Source organism: Bradyrhizobium sp. B097, assembly GCF_038957035.1.
Classification (GTDB): Bacteria; Pseudomonadota; Alphaproteobacteria; order Rhizobiales; family Xanthobacteraceae; genus Bradyrhizobium.
This window is the reverse complement of sequence record NZ_CP152412.1, coordinates 4,514,418-4,538,256: the sequence shown is the minus strand read 5'-3', so window position 1 is coordinate 4,538,256 and position 23,839 is coordinate 4,514,418. Positions and strand designations below refer to the sequence as shown.

16 protein-coding genes are annotated in these 23,839 nt (G+C 66.0%); 6 read left to right on the top strand and 10 right to left on the bottom strand.

Features of this window, described 5'->3' with window-relative positions; genetic code table 11:
* Positions 1-13: 13 nt before the first annotated feature.
* The gene (locus AAFG07_RS21410; RefSeq protein ID WP_342728964.1) at positions 14-1,030 is read right to left on the bottom strand and encodes an amino acid ABC transporter substrate-binding protein; all 1,017 of its coding nucleotides are present in this window, start codon (positions 1,028-1,030) and stop codon (positions 14-16) included.
* 329 nt (positions 1,031-1,359) lie between these two features.
* Between AAFG07_RS21410 and metC the strand changes: the two genes are divergently transcribed.
* From metC to AAFG07_RS21385, 5 genes are all read left to right on the top strand, one after another.
* Positions 1,360-2,556, top strand: coding sequence for a cystathionine beta-lyase (gene metC / locus AAFG07_RS21405; protein ID WP_342728963.1), 1,197 nt, complete (start codon positions 1,360-1,362; stop codon positions 2,554-2,556).
* 292 nt (positions 2,557-2,848) lie between these two features.
* The gene (cpaB, locus tag AAFG07_RS21400) at positions 2,849-3,652 is read left to right on the top strand and encodes a Flp pilus assembly protein CpaB (RefSeq protein ID WP_342728962.1); all 804 of its coding nucleotides are present in this window, start codon (positions 2,849-2,851) and stop codon (positions 3,650-3,652) included.
* A 91-nt stretch (positions 3,653-3,743) separates the two neighbouring features.
* Complete coding sequence (locus tag AAFG07_RS21395) at positions 3,744-5,132, top strand: type II and III secretion system protein family protein (RefSeq protein WP_342729205.1); 1,389 nt, start codon at positions 3,744-3,746, stop codon at positions 5,130-5,132.
* Positions 5,133-5,159: 27 nt separating this feature from the next.
* Positions 5,160-5,900, top strand: a complete 741-nt coding sequence (locus AAFG07_RS21390) for a CpaD family pilus assembly protein (RefSeq protein WP_342728961.1) — start codon at positions 5,160-5,162, stop codon at positions 5,898-5,900.
* Entirely contained in the window at positions 5,897-7,165 is a 1,269-nt protein-coding gene (locus AAFG07_RS21385; RefSeq protein WP_342728960.1) for an AAA family ATPase, read from the top strand. The genes AAFG07_RS21390 and AAFG07_RS21385 overlap by 4 nt, the downstream gene beginning before the upstream one ends.
* 27 nt (positions 7,166-7,192) lie before the next feature.
* Here AAFG07_RS21385 and AAFG07_RS21380 read toward each other — a convergent pair whose 3' ends face one another.
* Complete coding sequence (locus tag AAFG07_RS21380) at positions 7,193-7,984, bottom strand: tetratricopeptide repeat protein (RefSeq protein WP_342728959.1); 792 nt, start codon at positions 7,982-7,984, stop codon at positions 7,193-7,195.
* Between the two features lie 172 nt (positions 7,985-8,156).
* Positions 8,157-8,402, bottom strand: coding sequence for a PilZ domain-containing protein (locus AAFG07_RS21375; protein WP_021079298.1), 246 nt, complete (start codon positions 8,400-8,402; stop codon positions 8,157-8,159).
* Between the two features lie 316 nt (positions 8,403-8,718).
* Here AAFG07_RS21375 and AAFG07_RS21370 point away from each other — a divergent pair, with 316 nt between their 5' ends.
* Positions 8,719-10,401: a Na/Pi cotransporter family protein gene (locus tag AAFG07_RS21370; protein WP_342728958.1), complete on the top strand. Its 1,683-nt coding sequence runs from the start codon at positions 8,719-8,721 to the stop codon at positions 10,399-10,401.
* A gap of 18 nt (positions 10,402-10,419) precedes the next feature.
* Here AAFG07_RS21370 and AAFG07_RS21365 read toward each other — a convergent pair whose 3' ends face one another.
* From AAFG07_RS21365 to AAFG07_RS21335, 7 genes are all read right to left on the bottom strand, one after another.
* Positions 10,420-12,162, bottom strand: a complete 1,743-nt coding sequence (locus AAFG07_RS21365; RefSeq protein ID WP_342728957.1) for a peptidoglycan DD-metalloendopeptidase family protein — start codon at positions 12,160-12,162, stop codon at positions 10,420-10,422.
* 261 nt (positions 12,163-12,423) lie between these two features.
* Positions 12,424-12,762 carry a lipid-A-disaccharide synthase N-terminal domain-containing protein gene (locus AAFG07_RS21360; protein ID WP_212314562.1) on the bottom strand — a complete coding sequence of 113 codons (339 nt, stop codon included), beginning with the start codon at positions 12,760-12,762 and terminating at the stop codon, positions 12,424-12,426.
* A complete protein-coding gene (locus AAFG07_RS21355) occupies positions 12,762-13,565 on the bottom strand; it encodes a glycosyltransferase family 2 protein (RefSeq protein WP_342729204.1) in 804 nt (267 codons plus the stop codon). The genes AAFG07_RS21360 and AAFG07_RS21355 overlap by 1 nt, the downstream gene beginning before the upstream one ends.
* Positions 13,566-13,605: 40 nt before the next feature.
* On the bottom strand, positions 13,606-14,451 hold the full coding sequence (locus AAFG07_RS21350) for a phosphatase PAP2 family protein (protein WP_342728956.1): 846 nt from the start codon (positions 14,449-14,451) through the stop codon (positions 13,606-13,608).
* The gene (locus AAFG07_RS21345; protein ID WP_342728955.1) at positions 14,452-16,197 is read right to left on the bottom strand and encodes a glycosyltransferase family 39 protein; all 1,746 of its coding nucleotides are present in this window, start codon (positions 16,195-16,197) and stop codon (positions 14,452-14,454) included. It lies immediately after the preceding gene.
* Positions 16,198-16,258: 61 nt separating this feature from the next.
* Positions 16,259-18,472 (bottom strand): penicillin-binding protein 1C, encoded by a 2,214-nt coding sequence (gene pbpC, locus AAFG07_RS21340; RefSeq protein ID WP_342728954.1) that lies wholly within the window; start codon positions 18,470-18,472, stop codon positions 16,259-16,261.
* Positions 18,469-23,676 (bottom strand): alpha-2-macroglobulin, encoded by a 5,208-nt coding sequence (locus AAFG07_RS21335; RefSeq protein WP_342728953.1) that lies wholly within the window; start codon positions 23,674-23,676, stop codon positions 18,469-18,471. Before AAFG07_RS21335 ends, pbpC begins: the two co-directional genes overlap by 4 nt.
* Positions 23,677-23,839 lie beyond the last annotated feature (163 nt).

Here is a 23,839-nt window from a genome sequence, read left to right as displayed (position 1 = left end):
TTGGCCGGACCGATCAGCGGATCGGCGGCGCGTACTGGATCCCACCCTTGTTCCAGAGATTGTTGACGCCACGGGCGATGCCGAGCGGCGAGCCGGTGCCGACATTGCGCTCGAAGGTCTCGCCGTAATTGCCGACCGCCTTGATGATGCGCACCACCCAGTCCTTGGTCAGGCCGAGCTGCTCACCCAGATTGCCGTCGGTGCCGAGCACCCGCTTCATCTCCGGCTTGTCCGATTTGAGCATCGTGTCGACATTCTTCTGGGTGATGCCGAGCTCCTCGGCATTGATCATCGCAAACAGCGTCCACTTCACGATGTCGAACCACTGGTCGTCGCCGTGGCGCACCATCGGCCCCAGCGGCTCCTTGGAAATGATTTCCGGGAGCACGATGTGATCGGCCGGGTTCGCGAGCTTCAGACGGCTGGCATAGAGCCCGGAGGCGTCGTCGGTGAAGACGTCGCAGCGTCCGGATTCATAGGCTTTGACGGCTTCGTCGATGCTGCCGAATGCGATCACCTCGTACTTCATGTTGTTGCCTTTGAAGAAGTCGGCGAGGTTCTGCTCCGTCGTGGTGCCGGTCTGCACGCAGACCGACGCGCTGTTCAGTTCGAGCGCCGAATTGACCTTGAGCGACTTCTTCACCATGAAGCCCTGCCCGTCATAATAGGTCACGCCGGTGAAATTGGCGCCGAGCGAGGTATCGCGCGACACCGTCCAGGTGGTGTTGCGCGACAGCACGTCGATCTCGCCGGATTGCAGCGCGGTGAAGCGATCCTTGGCCGACAGCGGCACGAACTTGACCTTGGTCGGGTCATCGAGCACCACGGCGGCAATGGCCCGGCACACGTCGACGTCGATCCCGGTCCAGTTCCCCTTGTCGTCCGGTGATGAAAAGCCAGGCAGGCCCTGGCTGACGCCGCAGGACAGCTGGCCCCGGTCCTTGACCGTCTTGAGGGTTTGCGCCGAGGCGGACTGGACCGACAAGGCAGCGGCAGCGGCAAGGAGAACAGCCAAGGATACGCGTTTCATGGGTAGGCCTTTCAGGGTCGTCCGTTGGACGTTTTGCTTTGTGATCGCCTCGCGTTCACGGGCCATCCCAATGATCCCTTGCAGCAAAAGATGCTGATCTGACAGTCAGTTTGACGTGCAAACCGGCCAGGCAACGGATCGTAGGTCGCGGCAGGCCCCTCAACGTGCGGCGACTGGTAGTTGCGGCGCATCACATAGCGACTGACGAGCCGGGTCAAGGGGTTGACGCACGTCTTCTACGTCTTGTTAGTAACACCTCCCGGCGTGGCCCTGTCTTCCCGACGCGGTACGGCCGCGGCAAAAAGTCTAAAATCCAACGGCAGCAAACCATGACCTCCTCCGACGGCTCCACGCCCTCCCGCCCGCACGACGCCGCGACCCGCTTGGTCACGGCCGGCCGCGACACCAAGGCCCAGAAGGGCTTCGTCAATCCGCCGGTGTTTCACGGCTCGACCGTGCTCTATCCGACCGCCGAGGACCTCCACGCCCATCGCGCCGAATTTACCTATGGCCGCCACGGCAGCCCGACCACGCGGGCGCTGCAGGACGTGCTGATGGCGCTGGAGGGCCCGCAATGCGCCGGCGTCGGCCTCGCCCCGTCGGGACTGGCCGCGATCAGCACCACGCTGCTCGCCGTGCTGAAGGCCGGCGATCACCTGCTGGTGTGCGACAACGCCTATCGGCCGACCCGCAATTTCTGCGACAACATGCTGAAGCGCTACGGCATCGAGACCAGCTATTTCGATCCGCTGATCGGCGCCGGCATCGAGACGCTGTTCAAGCCGAATACCCGCGCGGTGCTGGTCGAGGCGCCCGGTTCGCAATCCTTCGAGATACCCGACGTCCGCGCGATCTCGGCCGTGGCGCACGCCCGCGGCGCGCTCATGATCGACGACAACACCTGGGCGACGGCGCTCTATCACCGCTCGCTCGAACAGGGCGTCGACATCAGCATGCAGGCCGGCACGAAGTATATCGGCGGCCACTCCGACATCATGTTCGGTACCATCTCGGCCAATGCGAAGGCTTGGCCGCTGGTGCAGGAGGCGATCCGCCTGCTCGGCGTTTGCGCCGGCCCCGACGACGTCTATCTCGCGCTGCGCGGGGTCCGGACGTTGTCGGTGCGGCTGGCGCAGCACCACCGCTCCGGGCTCGAGATCGCGCGCTGGCTTGGCGCGCGGCCCGAGGTCGATCATGTGCTGCACCCCGCCCTGGAGACCGACCCGGGGCATGCGATCTGGAAGCGCGACTTCACCGGCGCCTCCGGCCTGTTCAGCATTGTGCTGAAGCCTGTGCCGCAGACCGCGGTCGATGCGATGCTCAACGCACTCACGCTGTTCGGCATGGGCTTTTCCTGGGGCGGCTTTGAAAGCCTCGCCATCCCGTTCGACTGCAGCGACTATCGCAGCGCGACCAAATGGTCGCCGGGCGGGCCGACGCTGCGGCTGCATATCGGGCTCGAGAATCTCGACGACCTCAAGGCCGATCTCGATCGCGGCTTCGCCGCGTTGAAGGCCGCGCTCTGATCCTTCCGCGCCGGCTGCGTTAGGCGACATTAACCACGACCGACCGGCCAGGACGCTGCCGCCGCCGCGTTGCGACTAACGTCGCACGCGTCGCGTACGCGCAATCTCCGGGATTCTGCGGAGATGCGACGGCGCCGATAACTCGCCGTTCACCATCCCCACCAATCCCTTAATTGTCCGGACCTTCCATCAAGTTCCCTTATACTTTTGCGGCCGTACTGATGCTCCCGGGAAGGGCTGTCAGTGCCGCAAGGACGTGACTGCTCTGCGTTAAGGGCATTCAGACAATCGCATGAAGACGGCACGCATCGTGGTCCTCGGCATCGCCGGCGTCGCAGGCCTCGCGGCCATGTATCTCGCGAGCGTCGGCGATCGCAAACCGGCGCCGGTCGCGCCGCCAGTGGTACAGCTGCCGACCGTCGAGGTGCTGGTGGCGAAGTCCGATATCGGGCTCGGTCAGTCGGTCAAGCCCGAAGACGTGCAATGGCAGCGCTGGCCGGCCGAGACCGCGAGCAGCGCGTTCATCCGCCACGACACCAATGCCGACGCCATGAACGACGTCATCGGCTCGATCGCGCGCGCTCCCTTCATCGTCGGCGAGCCGATCCGCGAGCAAAAGCTGGTCAAGGCCAATGGCAGCGGATTCATGGCCGCGATCCTGCCCTCCGGCATGCGCGCGATCTCCACGGAAATCTCGCCGGAGACCGGCGCCGGCGGCTTCATCCTGCCGAACGACCGCGTCGACGTGATCCTGTCGCGACGCGACAAGAATCCCGATCAGCAACAGGGCAGCCGCGACATCATCACCACCGAAATCCTGCTGTCCAACGTCCGCGTGCTGGCGATCGACCAGGCGCCGAAAGAGAAGGACGGCAACAACTCCCTCATCGGCAAGACCGTGACGCTCGAGCTCAAGCCCGAACAGGCCGAGACGCTCGCGCGGGCACGGCAGAGCGGCACGCTGGCGCTGGCGCTGCGCAGCATCGCCGACGTCAACGAGAAGACCGACGAGACCAGAGATCAGGCCCCGAAGCGGGGCGAGAGCATTCGGGTGGTGCGTTTCGGCATCCCGAGCTCTCAGACGACACAGAAGTGATGGGGGCTTCGATATGACAATTGCTGCAAAACAACTGGCGAGGCGGACCACACTGGTCCGCTCGCTGTCCGTCTCGGCGGTCACCGCCCTGATGCTGATCCCCGCCCTCGCCAGCGCGACCGATCCCGACAAGAACGCGGACGTCACGGTGACGAGCAGCATCGCCGCCAAGACGCGCTTCGTCTCGCTCGGCGTCGGCAAGTCGGTGGTGGTCGACCTGCCTCGCGAAGCCAAGGACGTCCTGGTCGCCGATCCCAAGATCGCCAACGCCGTGATCCGCTCGGCGCAGCGCGCCTATATCATCGGCGCCGCGGTCGGCCAGACTAACGTGGTGTTCTTCGACGCCGACGGCAACCAGGTCGCGTCCTACGATATCGCGATCAAGCGCGATCTCAACGGCATGCGTGCCGCGCTGAAGCAGATGCTGCCGGGCGTCCAGATCGAGGGCGTCGGCGAGAGCGTGGTGCTGACCGGCACGGTCGCAAGCCCGGTCGAGGCCCAGCAGGCCGGCGACATCGCAGCCAAGCTGGTCGGCGGCCCCGACAAGGTCGTCAACTCGATCGTGGTGCGCGGCCGCGACCAGGTGATGCTGAAGGTCACCGTCGCCGAAGTGCGGCGCGATGTCGTCAAGCAACTCGGCGTCGATCTCAGTGCCAACATGAACTACGGTACCGCCGCGGTGGTCTTCAACAACACCAACGCCTTCACCGCCAACAACGGACCGCTCGCCAACAACTTGCTGACCGGCGCGGCCTTGAACAAGCTCGGCGTGCCGACCGTCACCGCGACGCTGCGCGCAATGGAAAGCGCGGGCGTGGTGAAGACGCTGGCCGAGCCGAACCTCACGGCGATCTCCGGCGAGTCCGCGACCTTCGTGTCAGGCGGCGAGTTTCCCATTCCGACCGGCGTCACCTGTCAGACTTCGTCGACAGGCACGATCGGGAATTGCGTCCAGACCGTCAGCTTCAAGAAGTTCGGCATCTCGCTCAACTTCACCCCGGTAGTGCTGTCCGAGGGGCGCATCAGCCTGAAGGTGATGACCGAGGTTTCCGAAGTCTCGATGGACAACGCGTTGACCGGCGGCCAGGGCGGCACGACCATTCCCTCGATCAAGACCCGCCGTGCTGACACCACGCTGGAAGTGCCCTCCGGCGGCTCGATCGCGATGGCCGGATTGATCCAGGAGCAGACCAAGCAGGCCATCAACGGAATGCCCGGTGTCGATCAGATCCCGGTGCTCGGACAGCTGTTCAGGAGCCAGGACTTCGTCAACAACGCGACCGAGCTCATGGTCATCGTGACGCCCTATGTGGTGCGCGCGGTTGCGCAGAAGGAATTGTCCCGTCCCGATGACGGGTTCGCCCCGGCCTCCGACGCGCAGTCGGCGCTGCTGGCGCGCGTCAATCGCATCTACGGCGTTGCTGCCCGTGCCGAGCCGATCGGCGCCACGCCGGTCAATTTCGGCTTCATCATCGACTGAGGCGCTGAAGGATTGGGGGATGCCATGATGACCCGCAACACACGAGCCGGCCATGCGAGGACGCTGTCGCTGTCCGGCGCCCTCGTTGCCACCGCGATCGCGCTCGGCGGCTGCAATCTGACCGGCGACAATATTGCCACCGGCACGGTGCCCGACGACTACCGGGAGCGGCATCCGATCGCCGTCACCGAGGGCGAGCAGTCGATCGTCGTGTTCGTGGGCCGCGCCCGCGGCAATCTCACCGAAACGCAACGCGACGACGTCATGGGGATGGCCCGCACCTGGCGCCGCGACGGCACCGGCGCGATCGCGATCGACGTGCCGGCCGACACCTCGAATGCCCGCTCGGCGCAGGCGGTGTATCAGGAGATCCGCGGCGTGCTGGCGTCGATGGGCGTGCCCGCCCACGCCATCGTCAGGCGTTCCTATCGCGTCGACGATCCGCGCGCGCTGCCGACCATTCGCCTCAGCTATTCGAAGATGGCCGCGGTCGCCGGACCCTGCGGCTTGTGGCCGAGCGACCTGGGTCCCTCGATCTACAATCCGAGCTACAACGAGAACAAGCAGTGGGACAATTTCGGCTGCGCCACGCAGCACAATTTGGCTGCGATGGTCGCCAATCCGTCCGACCTCGTGCAGCCGCGGACCGAAACCGCATCCTACACGCCGCGCCGGTCGGTCGCGTTCCAGAAATACAGCAAGGGTGAGTCCACCGCGACCACCTACCCCGAAGCCGATAGAGCCAAGCTGAGCGACGCCGGGAAATGACCGAACAACAAGACGAGCCGCAGCACGCCAACGACCACATCGCGCCGGCGCCACGGATTTCCGTGCAGGCTTTCTGCGCCAGCGTCGCGACCGCCACGACGGCGCGCGCTGCCGCCGAAGACCGCCGGCTCGCCAAGGCCCACCTCTCCGTCCATATGGGCGGCATCGCCGCCGCCATCGACGCCTATCACAAGGCGCCGACGCCCAACGTCATCATGCTGGAGACCGAGCCGGACATTGATTTGCTCGCCGGTCTCGACGAACTCGCCACGGTCTGCGATCCCGGCACCCGCGTCGTCGTGCTCGGCATGCCCGGCGAGACTGCACCGTATCGCGAATTGGTCCGGCGCGGCGTCAACGACTACGTCATCGGGCCGGTCAAGGTGCTCGACGTCGTGCGCTCGATCTGCGGCCTGTTCTCGTCCTCGGAAGCAGTCTCTGTGGGCCGCCTGATCGCGGTCGCGGGCGCCAAGGGCGGCGTCGGCGCCTCGACCATCGCTCACAATGTCGCCTGGACCATCGCGCGCGACCTCGGGCTGGATTCGGTCGTGGTCGATCTCGACCTCGCCTTCGGCACCGCAGGCCTCGACTACAACCAGGATCCGACGCAGGGCATCGCCAACGCCGTGTTCGCACCCGAGCGCCCGGACAGCGCCTTCATGGAGCGCCTGCTGGCAAAATGCGGCGATCACCTGAGCCTGTTGGCGGCACCGGCAACGCTCGACCAGGTCTACGATTTCGGCGCCGAAGCATTCGATGCCATCTTCGATACGATGCGCATGACCACGTCCTGCATCGTGCTCGACGTTCCCCATCAATGGACCGCCTGGACCAAACGTGTGCTGGTCGGCGCCGACGACATCCTGATCGTCGCCGAGCCAGATCTCGCCAACATGCGCAACACCAAGAACATGATGAACCTGTTGCGGACCGCGCGTCCGAACGACCGCCCGCCGCTCTACTGCCTGAACCAGGTCGGCATGTCGAAGCGGCCCGAGATCGAGGTCAAGGACTTCGCCAAGACGATCGAGAGCCAGCCGATCGCGACCATCCCGTTCGATTGCAGGTTGTTCGGTGAGGCCGCCAACAACGGTCAGATGATCGCGGAAGTCTCCGCGCGTCACCGCACCACAAAAACCTTCCTGCAGATCGCGCAACGCCTGACCGGCCGCCCCGATCTGGCCGAGACGCGCGAGTCGTTCCTGTCGCCGATCCTCAGGAAGCTGCAGTCGCGTCGAAGCGATGGACGCCGCGCCGCCGGCTAGCCTTCCAGACGTTCGCGTGAGAGCGCTCTAGTCGCGGCGGCTGGCTGCGACCGGGATCTTGTCCGTATCGCTGCGGCTCGCATCCCTGCGCGTCAACAGCCGCTTCAGCGCGGTGACATTGGCTGATCCCTGATCGGGCGGCAGATCTGCCTTCATGATGGCTTCAGCCTCGGCCTGGTGGCCCTGCAGGCCGACCACGACGGCGAGATTGGTGCGCACCCGCATGTCGTCGGGCGCGCGATCCCGAGCCCGGCGCAGCGTTTCCTCGGCCTTCGGCAGGTCTTTCGACAGCAGATAGGACAGGCCGAGATTGGAGAGCACCGATGGATCGTCGGGCACGATCTTCAGGGCGCTCGCGTAATATTGGCGGGCCTCGTCGTGGCGCTCGAGCTGATCGAGCACGGCGCCCTGCGCCGACAGGATGCGCCAGTCCGGGTCTTCCGGGGTGTGGGCGCGCCCGAGCACGTCGAATGCCTGCTGGAAATTGCCGTTGTCGGCGAGCGCCCGTCCGTAGCCGGCGAGCAGCGCCTTGTTGCTGGGCTGCGCCAGCACCGCCTGCTCCATGACCGCGACCGCCTGCGCCCGCTGGCCGGTGGCGCGCAGCGCCCGGGCGTATTTCAGCGCGGAGTCGGTGTCCTTGGGGTTGGCGCGGACGCGCTCGTGGTAGGTCGCGATGTCGCGCCGCGGGTCGGCTGGGGCCGGCGTGGACTCCGCCGTATCGCCCAATGACCCAGTGATATCGGACGGACCCGAGGTCTGACAGGCAGACAGCCCGATCAGCAGGAGCACGGCAGATGCCGAGCCGGCGAGACGGTGCATGCGGCCTGCAGGTCGGGGTAGTTTGTCAGACATCAATGAGACTCGGAACAGCGAAGGTTCCGGGATGCTCACAGCTTAACCCTAAGTTCCGGTTAAGGATGCCATCATCTCGCCGTCATCCGGCCCAGAAGCGGTGCCGGATGCAGCCCGAGCCGCCAGCTTGGCGGCCGGATCAGTCGACGAACTGGGCGCCGAATTCGTGCCCGATCCGCCAGGCCAGGCGGCACTGACGCGGACTGCCGCTCGACAGGATGATGGTGAATTCCGGCGGAATCTCCAGATATTCAGCGATCACCTTGACGCCGCCGGCCGAGATATCGGTGATCATGCAGTCGCGTGGCAGCGACCCTGTGCCCAACTGAATTTTGGCGACGCTCCGGCACTCACGGCGTTCGCTCTTGCGGCGATTGACAAACATTCTGATCCCCAAGCCCTTTTCTGGATAGCTTCTCGGCTGGACAGCTTCTCGTTCCCACTGTCATAACGGGGAAAGATTGGAAACTGCCTAGCGGAACCAATCGCAATTGAGCGGTCATGTTCGAGATTCATTTACCGGGCCTCACCGTTGAACCATGAGGCCGGCTCAGTTGAACTCAGTGCCTCAATTGGCGGCCCGCGCTCGTTACAGGCCCTTCCGACAAGCCGGTTCCGACAGGAACAAAAGGGGTTGATCCCAGGTCATTTGACGATAGCGTGACCCCTTCGACTCGAATTTGCCGGGATATCCAGGAAGTATGGGAAGTCTTGTTCTGCTTGATCTGATGGGGGGCGTCGCGCTCCTGCTGTGGGGCCTGCATATGGTCCACAGCGGGATTCTGCGGGCCTTCGGGCCCGATTTGCGGCTGTTGCTGGCTCGGGCGCTGAACAACCGCTTCAGTGCCCTTGGCGCCGGCCTCGGCCTGACCGCCCTGCTCCAGAGCTCGACCGCGACCGCCCTGATCACCAGTTCCTTCGCCGCCGAGGAGATCGTCAGCCTGGTGCCGGCGCTTGCGATCATGCTCGGCGCCAATATCGGCACCACGCTGATCGCGCAGGTGCTGTCGTTCAACGTCGCCGCCGTGGCGCCGGTGCTGTTCATTGTCGGCCTCGTCGCATTCCGCAGCGGGCCGCGCTCCCGGATCAAGGATCTCGGCCGCGTCTCGATCGGCCTCGGTCTGATGCTGCTCGCGCTGCATATCCTGCTCGACACGATGGCGCCGGCCGAGAATGCCCCGGGCGTGCGCGTTTTCCTGAACGCGATCACCGGCGATCCCGTGCTCTGCATCCTGATCGGCGCAATCGTGACCTGGCTGGTTCATTCCAGCGTCGCCAGCGTGCTGCTGGTGATGTCGCTGGCCTATTCGCAGTTCATCTCGCCCTATGCCGCGTTCGCCCTCGTGCTCGGCGCCAATCTCGGCAGCGCCGTCAATCCGTTGATGGAGGGGGCGCGGCGCGACAATCCGGCGAGCTACCGGCTGCCGGTCGGCAACCTCGTCAACCGCGTCATCGGTATCCTGCTGGTGGCGCCGTTCCTGCGTCCGATCACCGAGCATATCTACGCCTGGCAGCCGGATCTCGCCAAGGCGACCGCGCTGTTCCACATTGCCTTCAACGTTGTGACCGCGCTGCTGTTCATCGGCGTGCTCGACCACTTGGCGCGTCTGCTCGAGCGGCTGTTGCCCAAGCGGGCGCAGGAGACCGATCCGTCACGGCCACGCTATCTCGACGAGAGCGCGCTGGAGACGCCGTCACTCGCGCTGGCCGATGCCGCGCGCGAGGTGCTGCATATGGGCGACCACACCGAGGCCATGTTGCGCAAGGTGATGACGGCGATGCTGACCAACGATCGCGCAATGGTCGACCAGGTGTCGAAGATGGACAACACCGTCGACCGGCTGAACGAGGCGATCAAGCTTTACGTCACGAAGCTTACCCGGGGCAGCCTGGACGAGCGCGAGGGTCAGCGCGCCATGGAGATCGTCGCATTCGCGATCAATCTCGAGCATATCGGCGACATCATCGACAAGAATCTGAGCGAGCTCGCGACCAAGAAGATCAAGCATCGCCTGCAATTCTCGGCCGAAGGCGCCGAGGAATTGTCGGCGTTCCACAAGCGCACGATCGACTCGCTGCGGCTCGCGTTCGGTGTGTTCATGTCGGGCGACGCCGCCGAGGCGCGCAAGCTGCTCACGGAGAAGGCGGCGCTGCGCGCGGCCGAGCTTGCCGCCGTCGAGCGCCATCTGGAGCGTCTGCGCGAAGGCCGGCCCGAGACCATCGAGACCACCTCGCTGCATCTCGACGTGCTGCGCGACCTTCGCCGCATCCATTCGCACATCTGCTCGGTCGCCTATCCCGTGCTCGATGCCGCCGGCGAGACTGCGGCCGATCGCGCGAATGCGGTCGAGGCGGCCGAACTGCCGGCGCCCGGGCGGCTTTGATCGGACGTGCCTTCGAGGCTACGTCGGCGGCCGGTGTTCGGAGCCAAACTGCCGCTGTGGAAACGCGGAGGCCGCCGCGAGCTGGTCGATGCTGTCCCGCTGGCGATCGAAAGCCCCAAGCAGGTCGCCTTGCAGCAGCCGGCCGCCTGACAATTTCATCCGCAGCGGGTCGACGTTATGGCCGTTGATCCGCACCTCATAATAGAGATGCGGTCCGGTCGAGAGCCCGGTCGATCCGACATAGGCAATCGTCTCGCCCTGACGAACACGGTCTCCGATCTTCAGCCCGGGCGGGAAATTCGCGACGTGGGCGTAGGTGGTCTCATAGCCGCGATCGTGCCGCACGCGGATATATTTCCCGTAGCCGTGCTCGAAGCCTTCGGTCTCGACGACGCCGGCGCCGGCGGCCGCAATCGGCGAACCATAGGGTGCTGCAAAATCGACGCCCTCATGAAAGCGGCGGTCGCCGAGGATCGGATGGATACGCCAGCCAAAGCCGTCGCCAAGGCGCCCGCTGACCACCGGCTTGCGCAACAGGAATTTGGTGATGGACTGACCATCCTCATCGTAGAAGTCGGAGCTGCCGTCGTCCGGGGCCGTGAACCGATAGTAGCGGCGCGCCTGCCCGCCGGCCGTCAAGTCGATGAAGACCAGCTCCGGCTGGCCGATTTCGTTGGGAGCATAGATGATGTTGGCGACGTCGGCATCGCCGAGCGGCTCGTCGAGATCGAAATCGCGGCCGCAAAGCCGCATGAGTTCAGCAACGATCCCCTCGTCGACATGATTGGAGCGTGCAAGCGCGTTGAGCCCGTCACGCAGCGTCTCGCCGGAGACGGAGTGGGTGTCGATCGACTGACGCAACAATTTCCCGCTCGACACGGCGACATCCGGCTGTTCCGGCACGATCGCCTGGTACTGGCCGCTGTCGGTGCGACCGACCGCGGACACTCTGGAGTCTGGCCGTTCGATCGACACCTTCGCGACGTGGCCGCGGGGCGACCCGGCGTCTCCGTCCTGTTCGGTGATCGTGATCTTCTCGCCACCAGCCAGCGTCTCTTGACTGCCAGGCGACGGGAAAGCGGCAAGGATCGACGGCGCGTCCTCGGCAGCCGCGGCCAACGCCCGCAGAATGGCGGACAGCGTGTCACCGCTCCTTGCGATAACGACATGTCGATGGTGACGCGACGAGGAAGGCGACTTCGGAAGGTTGGTTACGTTGACAGCCTCCCCGATCGGAGAATGCGGCTGCGGCACATCTTCACCGTCAGCATAGGAGCTGGTGCGGCCCGGCAGCCCGCGGCGTGATGGACCCGCCCGTATGATCGCCGGTAACTCCGACAGCAATTGCACGTTGGCTCGCTGCTCGTCCTTGCCGTCTGCCGGTGCTTCGCGACGACGATCCTGTTGTGGTTCGGGATCGATCTCCGCGAGCCGCGCTGACACACGGGTAAATCGACGGACCGAGCCGGCATCGCTGAGCTGCTCGATCTTGAGCGCCGACGGACTGCCTTGCGAGCCTGGTCGCCGATCCAGACGATCGCCGCGCCGCGCCTCGTCAACCACCTGCCCGGTGAAACGCGGAAGTGAAACGACCGGCGATGCTGCGAATCGCGTGCGATAGCCGAATGCACCGCGCAGCGCGCCACCAAGGAGCGCGACGGCCGCGGTCCCGATCAGAATCGTCCCCGCCATCCAGCGCATACTGACTGCACGCCGGTCCGGCAGGCCGCGCTCGCCGGTCAGCGGCGGCTCGTCAAGCATCGGAACATCATGGACACCCGATCGATAGCCACGCGCTTTGGTCGGTTCGCCACGGCTGGTCATCAACGCCCCGCATCCCTTGGCGCATTGTCTCGGGATGCAGCCACGCCCACAACGAAGCGTAGATGCCATACGCCTTGGGGCGATTGTTTGACCGTCGCTTTGTTTCGATCACAATGTCGAGCGGAGCCCGGTGCTGAACTCCATCGAGATTGTCGAGGAGGCCCAGCATGCCGCTCGTCGCACTGACGACCACGAGGATCAGCTGTCGAGCGTCTTCGACGCCTTGGCGCGGTTCTTCACGATCAGCATGATGTTACGGATGTAGATCAGCGTCGCGAGGCCCTGCCCGATGATGATGACAGGCTCGCGTTTGGCGAACCCGTAGATCAGCGTCATCAACCCGCCGCCCATCGAGAAAAACCAGAACGCCATCGGCACCACGCTCTGGCCGGCGCGCTCGCTGGAAATCCACTGCACCAGGAAGCGCGCGGTGAAGAACAATTGCGCGATCAGGCCGAACGCCAGCCAGAAGTCGAACTTGGCGATGAACACTTCGTAGAAATAGGCGCTGAGCGCCTGGCCGAACTGAATCAGCATCACTTCACCTCGGTCACGTCAGGCACTTCAGTGCCCGTCACTTCAGTGACGACCGGCGTCGGCTTCTTGCGGCGGATCAGCCACCACACGCCGCCGAGATCCATGATCCCGATCCAGAGCCGGTCGAAGAAGCCATAATTCGACACGCCGGAATGGCGCGGGCGGTCGACGACGTCGACGTAGGCGATCGCCAGCCCCTCGCGGCGGACCAGCGCCGGAAGGAAACGATGCAGCCCGTCGAAATAGGGCATCGCCAGAAACACCTCGCGCGGAAACGCCTTCAAGCCGCATCCGGTGTCGCGGGTGCCGTCGCGCAGGATGATGCTGCGCACGGCGTTGGCGATCCGCGATTGCAGCTTCTTGAAGCCGGTGTCCTTGCGTCCGACACGCTGGCCCGCGGCGAGGCCGACCCGGCCGTTGCCGCTCTCGATCGCCGCGATCAGGTTGGGCAGAAAGCCCGGATCGTTCTGGCCGTCCCCGTCAAGCGTTGCCACGATCGCCCCGCGCGCGGCGCGCACGCCGCTGCGCACGGCAGCCGACTGGCCCGACGAGACGGTGTGCCGGAGTTGCCGGAGATTGGGCCGCTGCGCCATGATCGCGCTCAGGCGTTCGCCGGTGGCGTCGGTCGAGCCGTCATTGACGTAGACGATCTCGTAGGCCCAGCGGCCGTCGAGCGCCGCCGCGATCTCGGCGATCAGCGGCGCGATATTGTCCGCCTCGTTGCGCACGGGCACGACGATGGAAACGGCGACCGGCGTCTGGTCGGAAGCAGGCAAATCGGCACTCGTGGTTGGTGTTGGCAGCGGATGGAACCCGCCCGATCCGGCCATCGGGCGACCGCTTTTATGGGGCGAAGGCGTTCCTCGCAACCCTTTTAAGGCGCTCTTCCGACGGTCCCGACAGCGCCAACACGGTGCCATCCCGATCAATGGCGAAACCAAGGCGGCGGGCGGCGAACCAGTAGCGCACGGCCATTGCGCCGATCACGCCAACCAGCGCGCCGGCCAGCACGTCGCTCGGATGATGGGCCAGCAGCACAAGCCGTGTCGCGATGATGATCAGCGCATAGACCAGCATCACGCCCCGTGCACGTGGCCACACAGCCGACACGGCGAAGGCCAGCGCAAATGCCGTGATCGAATGTCCCGACGGAAAGCTCGAATAGGCCTCGGTGCCGGCGAAATGCTGGAAGTTGAACGCGTTGGCCTTGCCGCCGACAAACGGCCGCCCGCGGCCGACGATCCACTTGATCAGTTCACCGACCGCCACCGACAACACGACCGACAGGAACAGGTATTGCAGCCTCGTTCCTAGCCCGAGCAAAGTCGCGCGCGGCACACCGCGCAGCGCAGGCGCCGCCAAGGCGACCGCAGTCAGCAGCAAGCCAAGCGCGCACAGCACATACTCGTCCTTGCCGAAATCGGTGAGCGTCTTCACCCACCAGAGACCCGGCGTGCCGCGTGGCGGCATCAGGCTGATCTCGGCGACATCGACCGCATACATCAGAGTGATGATCACGGCACCAGTGACGACGACGAGCAGGAGTCCATGGCGCGCGGAGCGTCGCGCCGCCTCGGCCCGGCGCGAATGCGACGGCGCGCGCACGAGCTGGGCAAAGGATAGCCAGACCAGCGTCAGCAATCGTCCGAAATAGTTGACGGATTCCGCGGTGGCTGGCGGCGCCGGCATTCACTCCGTCCCTTCGGAACGGAAGATCGCGATCGAAACGGCCTTGCCCTGCGAGATGTTGTAGCCCTCGATCCGCACCGGCGCGTTGTAGCGCAGGCCGATCGCCTCGGCGCGTTGCACGAAGGCGCGCTCGGAGCGCTGTTCGACCAGCGCGAAGCGGCAGGAGCCCTGCCCCAGGAAATCCGCGGCACCGGATCCGTCGGTGAGCAGCGTTGAGGTATCGGTCATGAATACGAGGCTCGGCTCGTGGAAGCCGGCAGCCGCCGCCTTCGGGCCGACGCAGGTCACATTGCGCAGCGCACGCGCGACCTCCTGGCTCGGAAACACGGTGGTGAGCCGCGGCAGCACCACGCCATAGGTGGCGCCCGCCATCAGCGCCGCGGCGATCACCGCATTGAGCAGCGAGCGCTCGGCGCGGCTGTCCTCGAACATCCACCAGGCGATCAGGCCGAACACCATCGCCACCGCGAACAACGGCCAGGCCGGAAACACCGGCTGATGGATCGCCTTGATGGCGCCGACGATCACCAGCACAGCGCCGAACGCGGGGATAACGAACCACCAGGCAGCGCCGCGCAACAGCCAAGGGGAGCGCGACAGCACACGCCGCTCCAGCGCGCCGACGGTCAGGATTGCGATCGCCGGATAGAGCGGCAGCACGTAGTGCGGCAGCTTGGTCAGCACCGCCTCGAACACGATCCAGGACGGGATCAACCAGGCGAGCAGGAACTGCGCACCCGGCTCGCGCCGCGCGCGCCAGACCGCCGGCGCCGCAAGGCCTGCGAGCGGCGCGCCGGGCCAGAACGTGATCCAGAACAGCAGCAGATAGAGCCCGGGCGGCGCGCCGTGGGATTCCTGTGCGCCGAGCTTGCTCAGCATGTCGCCGCCGACGGAGTCGGCGAAGAAGGTTTCGCCGGCGCGCAGGAAGATCAGCACGAACCACGGCAGCACCAGCACCAGGGTCCACATCAGGCCCCAGACCGGGCGCATGCGCCAGAACCAGGCCGCCGATCGATCGAGGATCGCGAGCCCGGCCATGGCAAGGCCGACGAACATCAGGATCAGCGGGCCCTTGATCAGGATGCCGACCGCCAGCGCCGTCCAGAAGATCACAGGCGGCGCCCATGATGGATGCGCCGGATCCTCGCCGCGTTGCCAGGACAGATACACCCGCGCCATCGCGCCCATCGCCGCGGTGACCGTCAGCAACAGCATGGCGTCGGTCTTGGCGAGCCGCGCTTCTACCCCGAGTAGCACGCAGCTTGCCATCATCAAGGCAGCCAGCACCGCGCCCTGTCGCGTCACGAAGGCAAGCGCCGTCCAATAGGTCAGCAAAACGGCGCCGATGGCGCCGATCAGAGACGGCAGGCGGTAGACCCAGATGCGGACCTGGGCGCGCGGCACTCCGAACGCGGAGATCGTCTTCAGCGCCGCCGCCTGCATCCAGTAGATGCCGACCGGTTTCTTGTAGCGGACGTCGTCCTGGAAGCGGATATCGACGAAGTCGCCACTCTCGACCATCTGCTTGGTCGCCTGGGCAAAGCGAACCTCATCACGGTCGATCGGCGGGATGGTGAAGAAGCCCGGCAGGAACAGCACCAGGCAGGTCAGCGTCAGGAACAGGATCGAACGCCATTGGCTGGCCGTCGCGAACTCAAACGCCATGAACAGCCTGCGGCTCGAATGCGCAGGTTTTACAGACTGTTGCCCTGCTCCGAAGCGCCGGGGTTGGAGGCTATCCACCATGGGTTTCGCATACGATGAAACCGCAGCGCAAACAACCGTGCTGTTCCGCTTTCCCGCGCGATCATTGCACGCGGATCACAACGGTATCCGCTGCCCCCGTGGCGTCGATGACGGTCAGCCGCGCAAAGCCCGGCCCGGGCGGGTCGATCAGGCGCTGCCGCCTGCTGTCGATGTCCCCCGCTGAGACACCGTTCACGAGTACCGTCAGCGGCAGCACCCCGCCGGCGACCTTGACCGGCATTGCCGCATGACTGCCGCCCTCGGACTGATCGACGTCGATGCGTGAGCCGTTCAGCGGAAACTGGATATGTGGCGCTTGGTCGTTGCCGCTGCGGACCAGTTCGCCGAGCGGCCGGAACCGGCGCAGCGGTGGCGGCAGTTTCGCGTTGGAGGCGACCAGCACGCCGCGCGGCGGCTTCGGCAACGCCGCCGGGATCTTCCCGGTGCGCGAAAAGGCGTCGAACAGGATCGGCGCCGCGGCCGTGCGGCCGACCAGACCCGGCACCGGCGCGCCATCCGGACGGCCGACCCAGACGCCGACGGTGATACGGCCGTCGAAGCCGACCGACCAGGCATCGCGATAGCCGTAGCTGGTGCCGGTCTTGAACGCGATCCGGTTGTGCACGCCGTTCTCCGGCGGCGGTGTACCGAGCAGGACGTTGCCGACCTGCCAGGCCGCCGCCTGATCCATCAGCCGCATCGTGTCGCGGCTGTCATTCGCTAGCACGATCTCGCGCAGCGGCTTGGTCGCACCGAGCCGCGCCAGACCGGAATAGAGCTGGGCGAGATCCTGCAGCGTGATGCCGACGCCGCCGAGGCCCATCGCAAGACCAGGTGCCTCGTCCTTCGGCAGCACAAGGTTGGTGCCGGCCTGCTTCAGCCGCGACGACAGCCGGCTCGCACCGACCCGGTCGAGCAGCGCGATCGCCGGCACGTTCAGCGACAATTGCAGCGCCTTGCGGATCGGCACCGTGCCCTGGAACGTCATGTCGAAATTTTCCGGCGCGTAAGTGCCGAAGCGGATCGGCCGATCCTCGATCAGACTGTCGGGATGAACAAAGCCGTCTTCGAAGGCGAGGCCATAAATGAACGGCTTCAGTGTCGAGCCCGGCGAGCGCACCGCGCGCGTCATGTCGACCTGCCCGGCGCGCCGCTCGTCGAAATAATCCGCCGAGCCCACGCGCGCGAGCACGTCGCCCGTCTCATTGTCGACGACGACGATCGCAACCGAGACGTCAGGCCCCTGCGCGATGGCGCGATCGCGCGCCAGCGCCTCCAGGTTCCGTTGCAGCGCGGCGTCCAGCGTCAGCTTGATGACCGGCGCATCCTTCATTGTCGCGATCGCCTGATCGGACGAATGCGGCGCCAGGATCGGGATCTGCTTGCGCATCTTCGGCACGGGCGTTGCGCGGGCCTGCGCAGCGTCGTCCTTCGACACCACGCCGTCCTCGACCATGCGGTCGAGCACGCGGTCGCGCGCAGCATGCGCGGCTTCGGGATAGCGATCGAGCCGCCGCCGCTCCGGCGATTGCGGCAGCGCCACCAGCAGCGCGGCCTCGGCGAGCGAGAGCCGCTTCGGCTCCTTGCCGAAATAGGCGATCGAGGCGGCGCGCACGCCCTCGAGATTGCCGCCGAACGGCGCCAGCGCAAGGTAGAGATCGAGGATCTGGTCCTTGGAGAGCTGCCGCTCCAGTTCAACCGCGCGCACCATCTGCCGCAGCTTGGCGTAGACCGAGCGCTGGTGCCGCGGCTCGATCAGCCGCGCCAGCTGCATCGTGATCGTCGAACCGCCGGAGACGATATGGCCGCGCGTGAGCAGCTGGAAGCCGGCGCGCGACAGCGCCAGCGGATCGATACCGTGATGCGCGTAGAAGCGCTTGTCCTCATAGGCGAACAACAGCTTCAGATAGGTGGGATCGACCGATGCCTTGGCGTCGACCGGCAGCCGCCAGCGCCCATCCGCCATCGCATAGGCGCGCAACAGTTTTCCATTTCGGTCGATGACCGTGGTCGAGACCTGCTGCGCCTGCGCAAGCGGCAGCGGCCCGAGCGAGACCACCCAGGCGGCGAAGGCCGCAGCAACCATGACGACCACGATCGCAACAGCGCCGGCGATGCGAAGCACCAACCGCCCGCTACGCTTGTCATGCCCGGGCTTGACCCGGGCATCCACGTCTTTCTTGCCAGCGGACGCGTCCCTGGATAGCCGGGTCAAGCCCGGCCATGACCAGAAGAGTTTTGGACGCGCGTCCTTGCTCATTCCACGATCGCTCATTTCGCCGGCTTGACCTCGACCGCACCCGTGCCGCTGCGGCCGTAGCGCGAGGGGTTGTACATGTCCTCGACATAGGCCTGCGGCAGCACGTATTTGCCCGGTGACACCGCGCGCACGACATAGGCGACCGTGAACACCGACTTGTCGTTGGCGCCCCGGTCGATCGCCGCAGTGAAGCGGTCATCGCGGAACTCGGCGTTTTTCGGCTCGACGCCGTCCTCGATCCACTCGAGCGTGCCGGAATCGCCTGACGACACCAGGTTCGGGTTGTCGATCTCGAGCCCGGCCGGCAGATAGTCGGCCACCATGATGTGACCGAATTCCGGTTTGGCTTCCGTCACCTTCAGCACAACCGCGAAGCGGTCATTCTGTTTCGCCTTGCTGACGTCCGCCGGCTTGCCGTCGAGCGTGAAGTAGCTGCGCTCGATCTTGAAGCCGTTGGAGGCCGCGGGTTCCGGCGTCACCGGCGAGCCCGACACCGAGATCACCGCCTGCACCGGCGCATCGCCGGTATTGGTGATCTTGAGCGGCTGGCCCGTCATCTCCTCAGCCTTGTAGCTGCGATAGACCGCGGTCTTGACCGGCTGGCCGTTGATGTCGAGCGCCATCGTCTCCCTGGCGAGCGCGCGTGCCGCCAGCACCATCCACGCATTCTCCTGCGTCGAGGTGTAGGGCGACAGCCCCCGCGCCGCTTCGACCCGCAGCACGGCCTGGGTCAGCGTGGTGCGCGGCGCATTGCCCTCGCCTGCGAGCGAAACCAGCGCCGCCGCATCGCGCAGCGCCGAGCCGTAATCGACTCGGCCGAACTCGATCACCGGTTTGGGGTTGAGCGCATCGAGCGCGGCACCATAGACCCGCTCCGCCCGCGCCTTGTCGCCGACCAGCGCCAGCGCCGCGGCCAGCTGCGCCTTGGAGATCGGCGTCGCCAGATTGTTCAGCTTGGTGTCGGCGAGATAGCGCAGGTCGCCGATCGGCGCGGCGCCGTTACGGGCGAGCACGTAGAGGCCGTAGGCCAGATCGCGGCCGCCGTCCTTCTCCGGCTCGTTGGCGTTGACGACCGAATTCCTGACGCGGTCGAGGGCGTTCTTGAACAGCACGTCCGGCACCGCAAAGCCCTTTTCGCGGGCCCGGGTCAGGAAGTCGGTGACGTAGGCGTCGAGCCAGGCATCATCGCCGCCCGCCGACCACAGGCCGAACGAACCATTCGAGCCTTGTCGGGCGAGGAGCCGCTCGATCGCGTCGCGGATGCGCTGGTCGACCGCGGTGTCCATCGCAAGATGAGCGCCGGCCGCGAGATCGTTGACATAGAGCAGCGGCAACGCACGGCTGGTGATCTGCTCGGAGCAACCATAGGGGTAGCGGTCGAGCGCCTTCAGGATGCTCGCGGCATCGAGCGCGGTCGACAGGCTCGCCGAGACCGAGACGCTGCCGGTGCCCGGCACCAGATCGGAGAACATGTCGGAGGTCAGCGTCAGGCTCTCGCCCTTCGCCAGGGTGCGGATCGAGCGGCGCGCCAGCACCTGGGTCGCCGGCTTGACGTCGAGTGCATAGTGCCGCGCCAGCGTCATCCCGTTCGGCCCGGAGATGTCGACGTCAAAATCGGCACGACCCGCGCCGCCGGCCTCGAGGCCGAGCGACAGCGACGTGCGCTGCTTGGCGGCAAGCTTCACGGTCGTGGTCGGATTGCCCGAAGCCTTGATCGGGCCGCTCGCCTTGACACTGACGGCGTAATCGCCGGCGGCGCCTTCGACATTGTCGATATCCATGCTGATGGTGCCCTTGTCACCGGTCAGCAGGAAACGCGGCAATGTCGCGGTCACCACCACGGGATCGCGCACGATCACGTCAACATTGGCGCGGCCGAGTTTTGTGGCGCTCCACGCCACCGCCATCACCCGCGCCGTGCCGGCGAATTCGGGGATGTCGAAGCTCACGTCGGCGGTGCCGTCGGGGCCAACCGTGACGATACCGGAATAGAGCGCAAGCGGCTTCTGCGTCGGCGGCGAGCCCTGCAGCTCGGCGCCGGCGGCGTCACCGCCGCTCCGGATCTGACCCCGCGTGCCCTGCATGCCGTCGATCAGCTGGCCATAGAGGTCGCGGATCTCGGCGGTCAGGCGGCGCTGGCCGAGATAATAGTCGTCCGGTGCCGGCGGCTTGTAATTGGTCAGGTTGAGGATGCCGACATCGACCGCGGCCAGCACCACCTTCGCGTCTTCGCCGGGATTGAGCCCGCCGAGCTTGACCGGAATCTTCAGCGTCGTGCCCGGCCGCACCAATGCGGGCGGCGAAAGCTCGACGGCCAGCGTGCGTGTCTTCTTGTCGATGCCGAACCATTTCAGCCCGATCGCGCGGCCCGGCATACGCCCGGCGGCGGCATCGAGCGGACGGCGCAGCGTCGTCATCACGTAGGCGCCGGTGCCCCAGTCCTTGCCGACCGGGAGCTTGACCTGCTGGGTGCCCTCCTTGACGTCGACGCTTTGGGTCGTCAGCAGGCGGTCGCCGAGCACATAGACCGTGAGCTTCCCGGCGGTGCGCGCGTTGACCGACACCGTCATGGTGTCGCCGGACTGATATTCCGGCTTGTCGATCGAGGTTTCGAGCAGGTCGGGCGTGTCGGCGCTGCCGTCGGAATACCAGCCGACATCGAACTGCACCGAAGTCACCGGACCGTCGGCATCGGTCGATTTCACATCGAGCCGGTAGCGGCCGGGCTGCGGCTGGAAGGTCAGCCGCATCGCCTTGTCGGCCGCGAGGTTGACGTCGCCGTCAGCGACGCGGCGGGTCGATTTGACCGGCTCATACTGCCAGGACGAATTCTGCCGGTACCATTGGTAACGCGACTCCAGCTTCAACAGCTCGTAGCGCAGTCCGGTGCGCGACAGCTGCTTGCCGTCGGGTGCGACGAACACGACGTCGAACTCGGCCTTGTCACCCTCGGCCACGCTCTTGTCGCCGAACAGCGGCTTGACGCCGATCAACGAGGCCACCGGGGCCACCGGCAGCACGATCTTGCGCTCGACCGAACGGCCGCCGGTCTCCGCCATGCGGATGAAGATCTGGGCTTCCTGCGGCCGGGTCGAGGCCGGGACCTTCTCGAGCTTGACCGGGAAGCTCGCCGCGCCATTGGCATCGGCCTCCGGCAGATCCTCGATCGGGGTCCGCTCGTTGCTCGCGGTCTGCTCGTCGTCGACGCCGAACTGGTAGCCGGCATAGCCGGGCCGGCCGGCTGCGCTAGGTGCGACCAGCATGTCGCCTTCGAGCTGCAGGCCCGAGGCCGGCGCGCCATAGAGGAAGTGGCCGGAGACCTGAAGTTCCACTGGAACTTCAGCTTTGATCACCTTCTCCTTGCTGGTCAGGTCGAATTCGATCCGCTCGGGGATGTAATCTTCGACCATGAAGGTGGTCTCGCCGACCGACGAGCCCTTGGGATCGGTAAAGACACGCGCCCGCCAAGTTCCCGTAGGCACCGCGGAGTTCAGCGCCACCGCCAGCATGCGGCCGCCGGCGCCCTGGTCGGGCAGCACGGTGCGGCGGAATTCGACGCCGTCGGGCCGCTCGATCACCATGGTCAGCGGCGTCCCGGTCAGGGCGTTGCCCTGCCCGTCGCGCAGCAGCGCGGTCAGGTAGACGGTCTCGTTGGAGCGGTAGACGCCGCGCTCGGCGTAGACGAAGGCGTCCGCGCCGGTCGGGATCGCGCGCCCTGCGACGCCGCGATCGGTGAGGTCGAAGGCGTTGGTCTTCAGGCTCAGGAAGGCGTAGTCGGCCTTCTCGCCCGTCACCGTCAGCAGTGCCGGCGACAGTCCGCCCTCGCCGCGTGCCAGCCCCTGCTCGAACAGCACATGGCCTGCTGCGTCGGTCTTGCGGGTGGCCAGGATTTCGTTGTTGCGGGCGACCAGCTTCACTTCGACATTGGCGGCCGCTTCGGTCGAGGCCAGCGAGTTGACGAAGACGTGGATACCGTCGTTGCCGGAGAAGGCCGACAGGCCCATGTCGGAGACGATGAACCATTGCGTGGCCAGCGTGCCGTCGTCGTCGCTGCCCGGCCCCTTGGCCGCAGCGGTCATGACATAGACACCCGGCTGCAGGTCGCCGAGCGCCTGGTCGACCGGAAATGCGGTCACGACGTCCTGGTTCAACGTAGTGGCGGTGGCGAGCTCGCCGGACCACACCTTGACGCCACGCTGGTCGCCGAGATCGGAGAGCTGATAGCGGCTCAGCGTGCTCTGGAAGTCGCTGTCGATCACGGTGTTGATCAGGTTGCGGTCGCCGATCCGGAACACGTTGACCGTGACCGCCGGCGTGTTGACGCTGACCACCGGGATACCGCGCTGTCCGGTCCGCGGCAGCACGTAGGCGCGCCCCGTGAACCGCACGAACGGCTTGCGGTCGCGGACATAGATGTTGAACTCGGCGGATTTCGGCAGGGTCTCCTTAACGGTAGACGGCAGGCCGGCGCGCAGATTGATGTTGTAGCGCTCGCCGTGCTTCAGCCCGTCGACGCAGAGCTGCTGGCCTTCCGCCGACAAAGCCGGCTTGTCGGTGCCGGCCAGTGCGAGATACGGCGCGAAGTCGACGCGCTTGGCGAGCTCCTCGGAGAACTGGAAGCAGGCCCGCGGCGAGGCCGCATCGGAATCGACGGTATAATCGAGCAGCCGGAAGCCGTGCTCGTCGCGCATCTTCTCATACTGGCCCCGGACATCGGCGACCTCGCGCAGGTCGAGCGACAGCCGCAGCGCGTCGAGCGCCGGACGCCACAGCTTGCGCTCCGCGAGCGCCTTGCCGAGCACGGCCAACGAATCGGCCTCCTCGCCCGCATTGCCGGCGCGCTGATAGGCGATGTAGGCGGCGGTGGAGGCACGCTCCATCAGAAAGGTCTGTTCGCTGGAGCTTGCGGAGCGGATCTGGAAGACGGTCCTGGCAAGCCGCAGCCAGTTGGCGCCGTCCTCGGGCGCGGTTGCCGCGATCTGGCCGAGGATCGTGAGCCCGCCGCGGAAATCATTGCGCTTGAAGGCTGCGTCCGCGTCGGTGCGCAAGGTCGCGGCCGACTTGTTGACCGCGCCCGCCTCGCTCTTGATCTGGGCCTCCAGCTTGATCGCGGAATCCGCGAGATCGTCGCGCTTGAAGGCCTTGTCCGCAGCCTGGGCGCTCACCAGGCCGAGCGCCAGCGTGGCGCAAAGTGCGGCCGCACGAACCAAACCGATCATGATGGAGCTCCTGAACGCCCCGCGGTCGAACGCCGCGTTGGGGCAAAAAAATGCGCGAAAAGGTGACGGAGTGAAGGCGCTGACATGAACGGACGAAAACGTCGCAGATTGCATTGCCGACATTCCTTCGACCAGCCCCGGCGGCAGCGTCATGCCGGCTCGG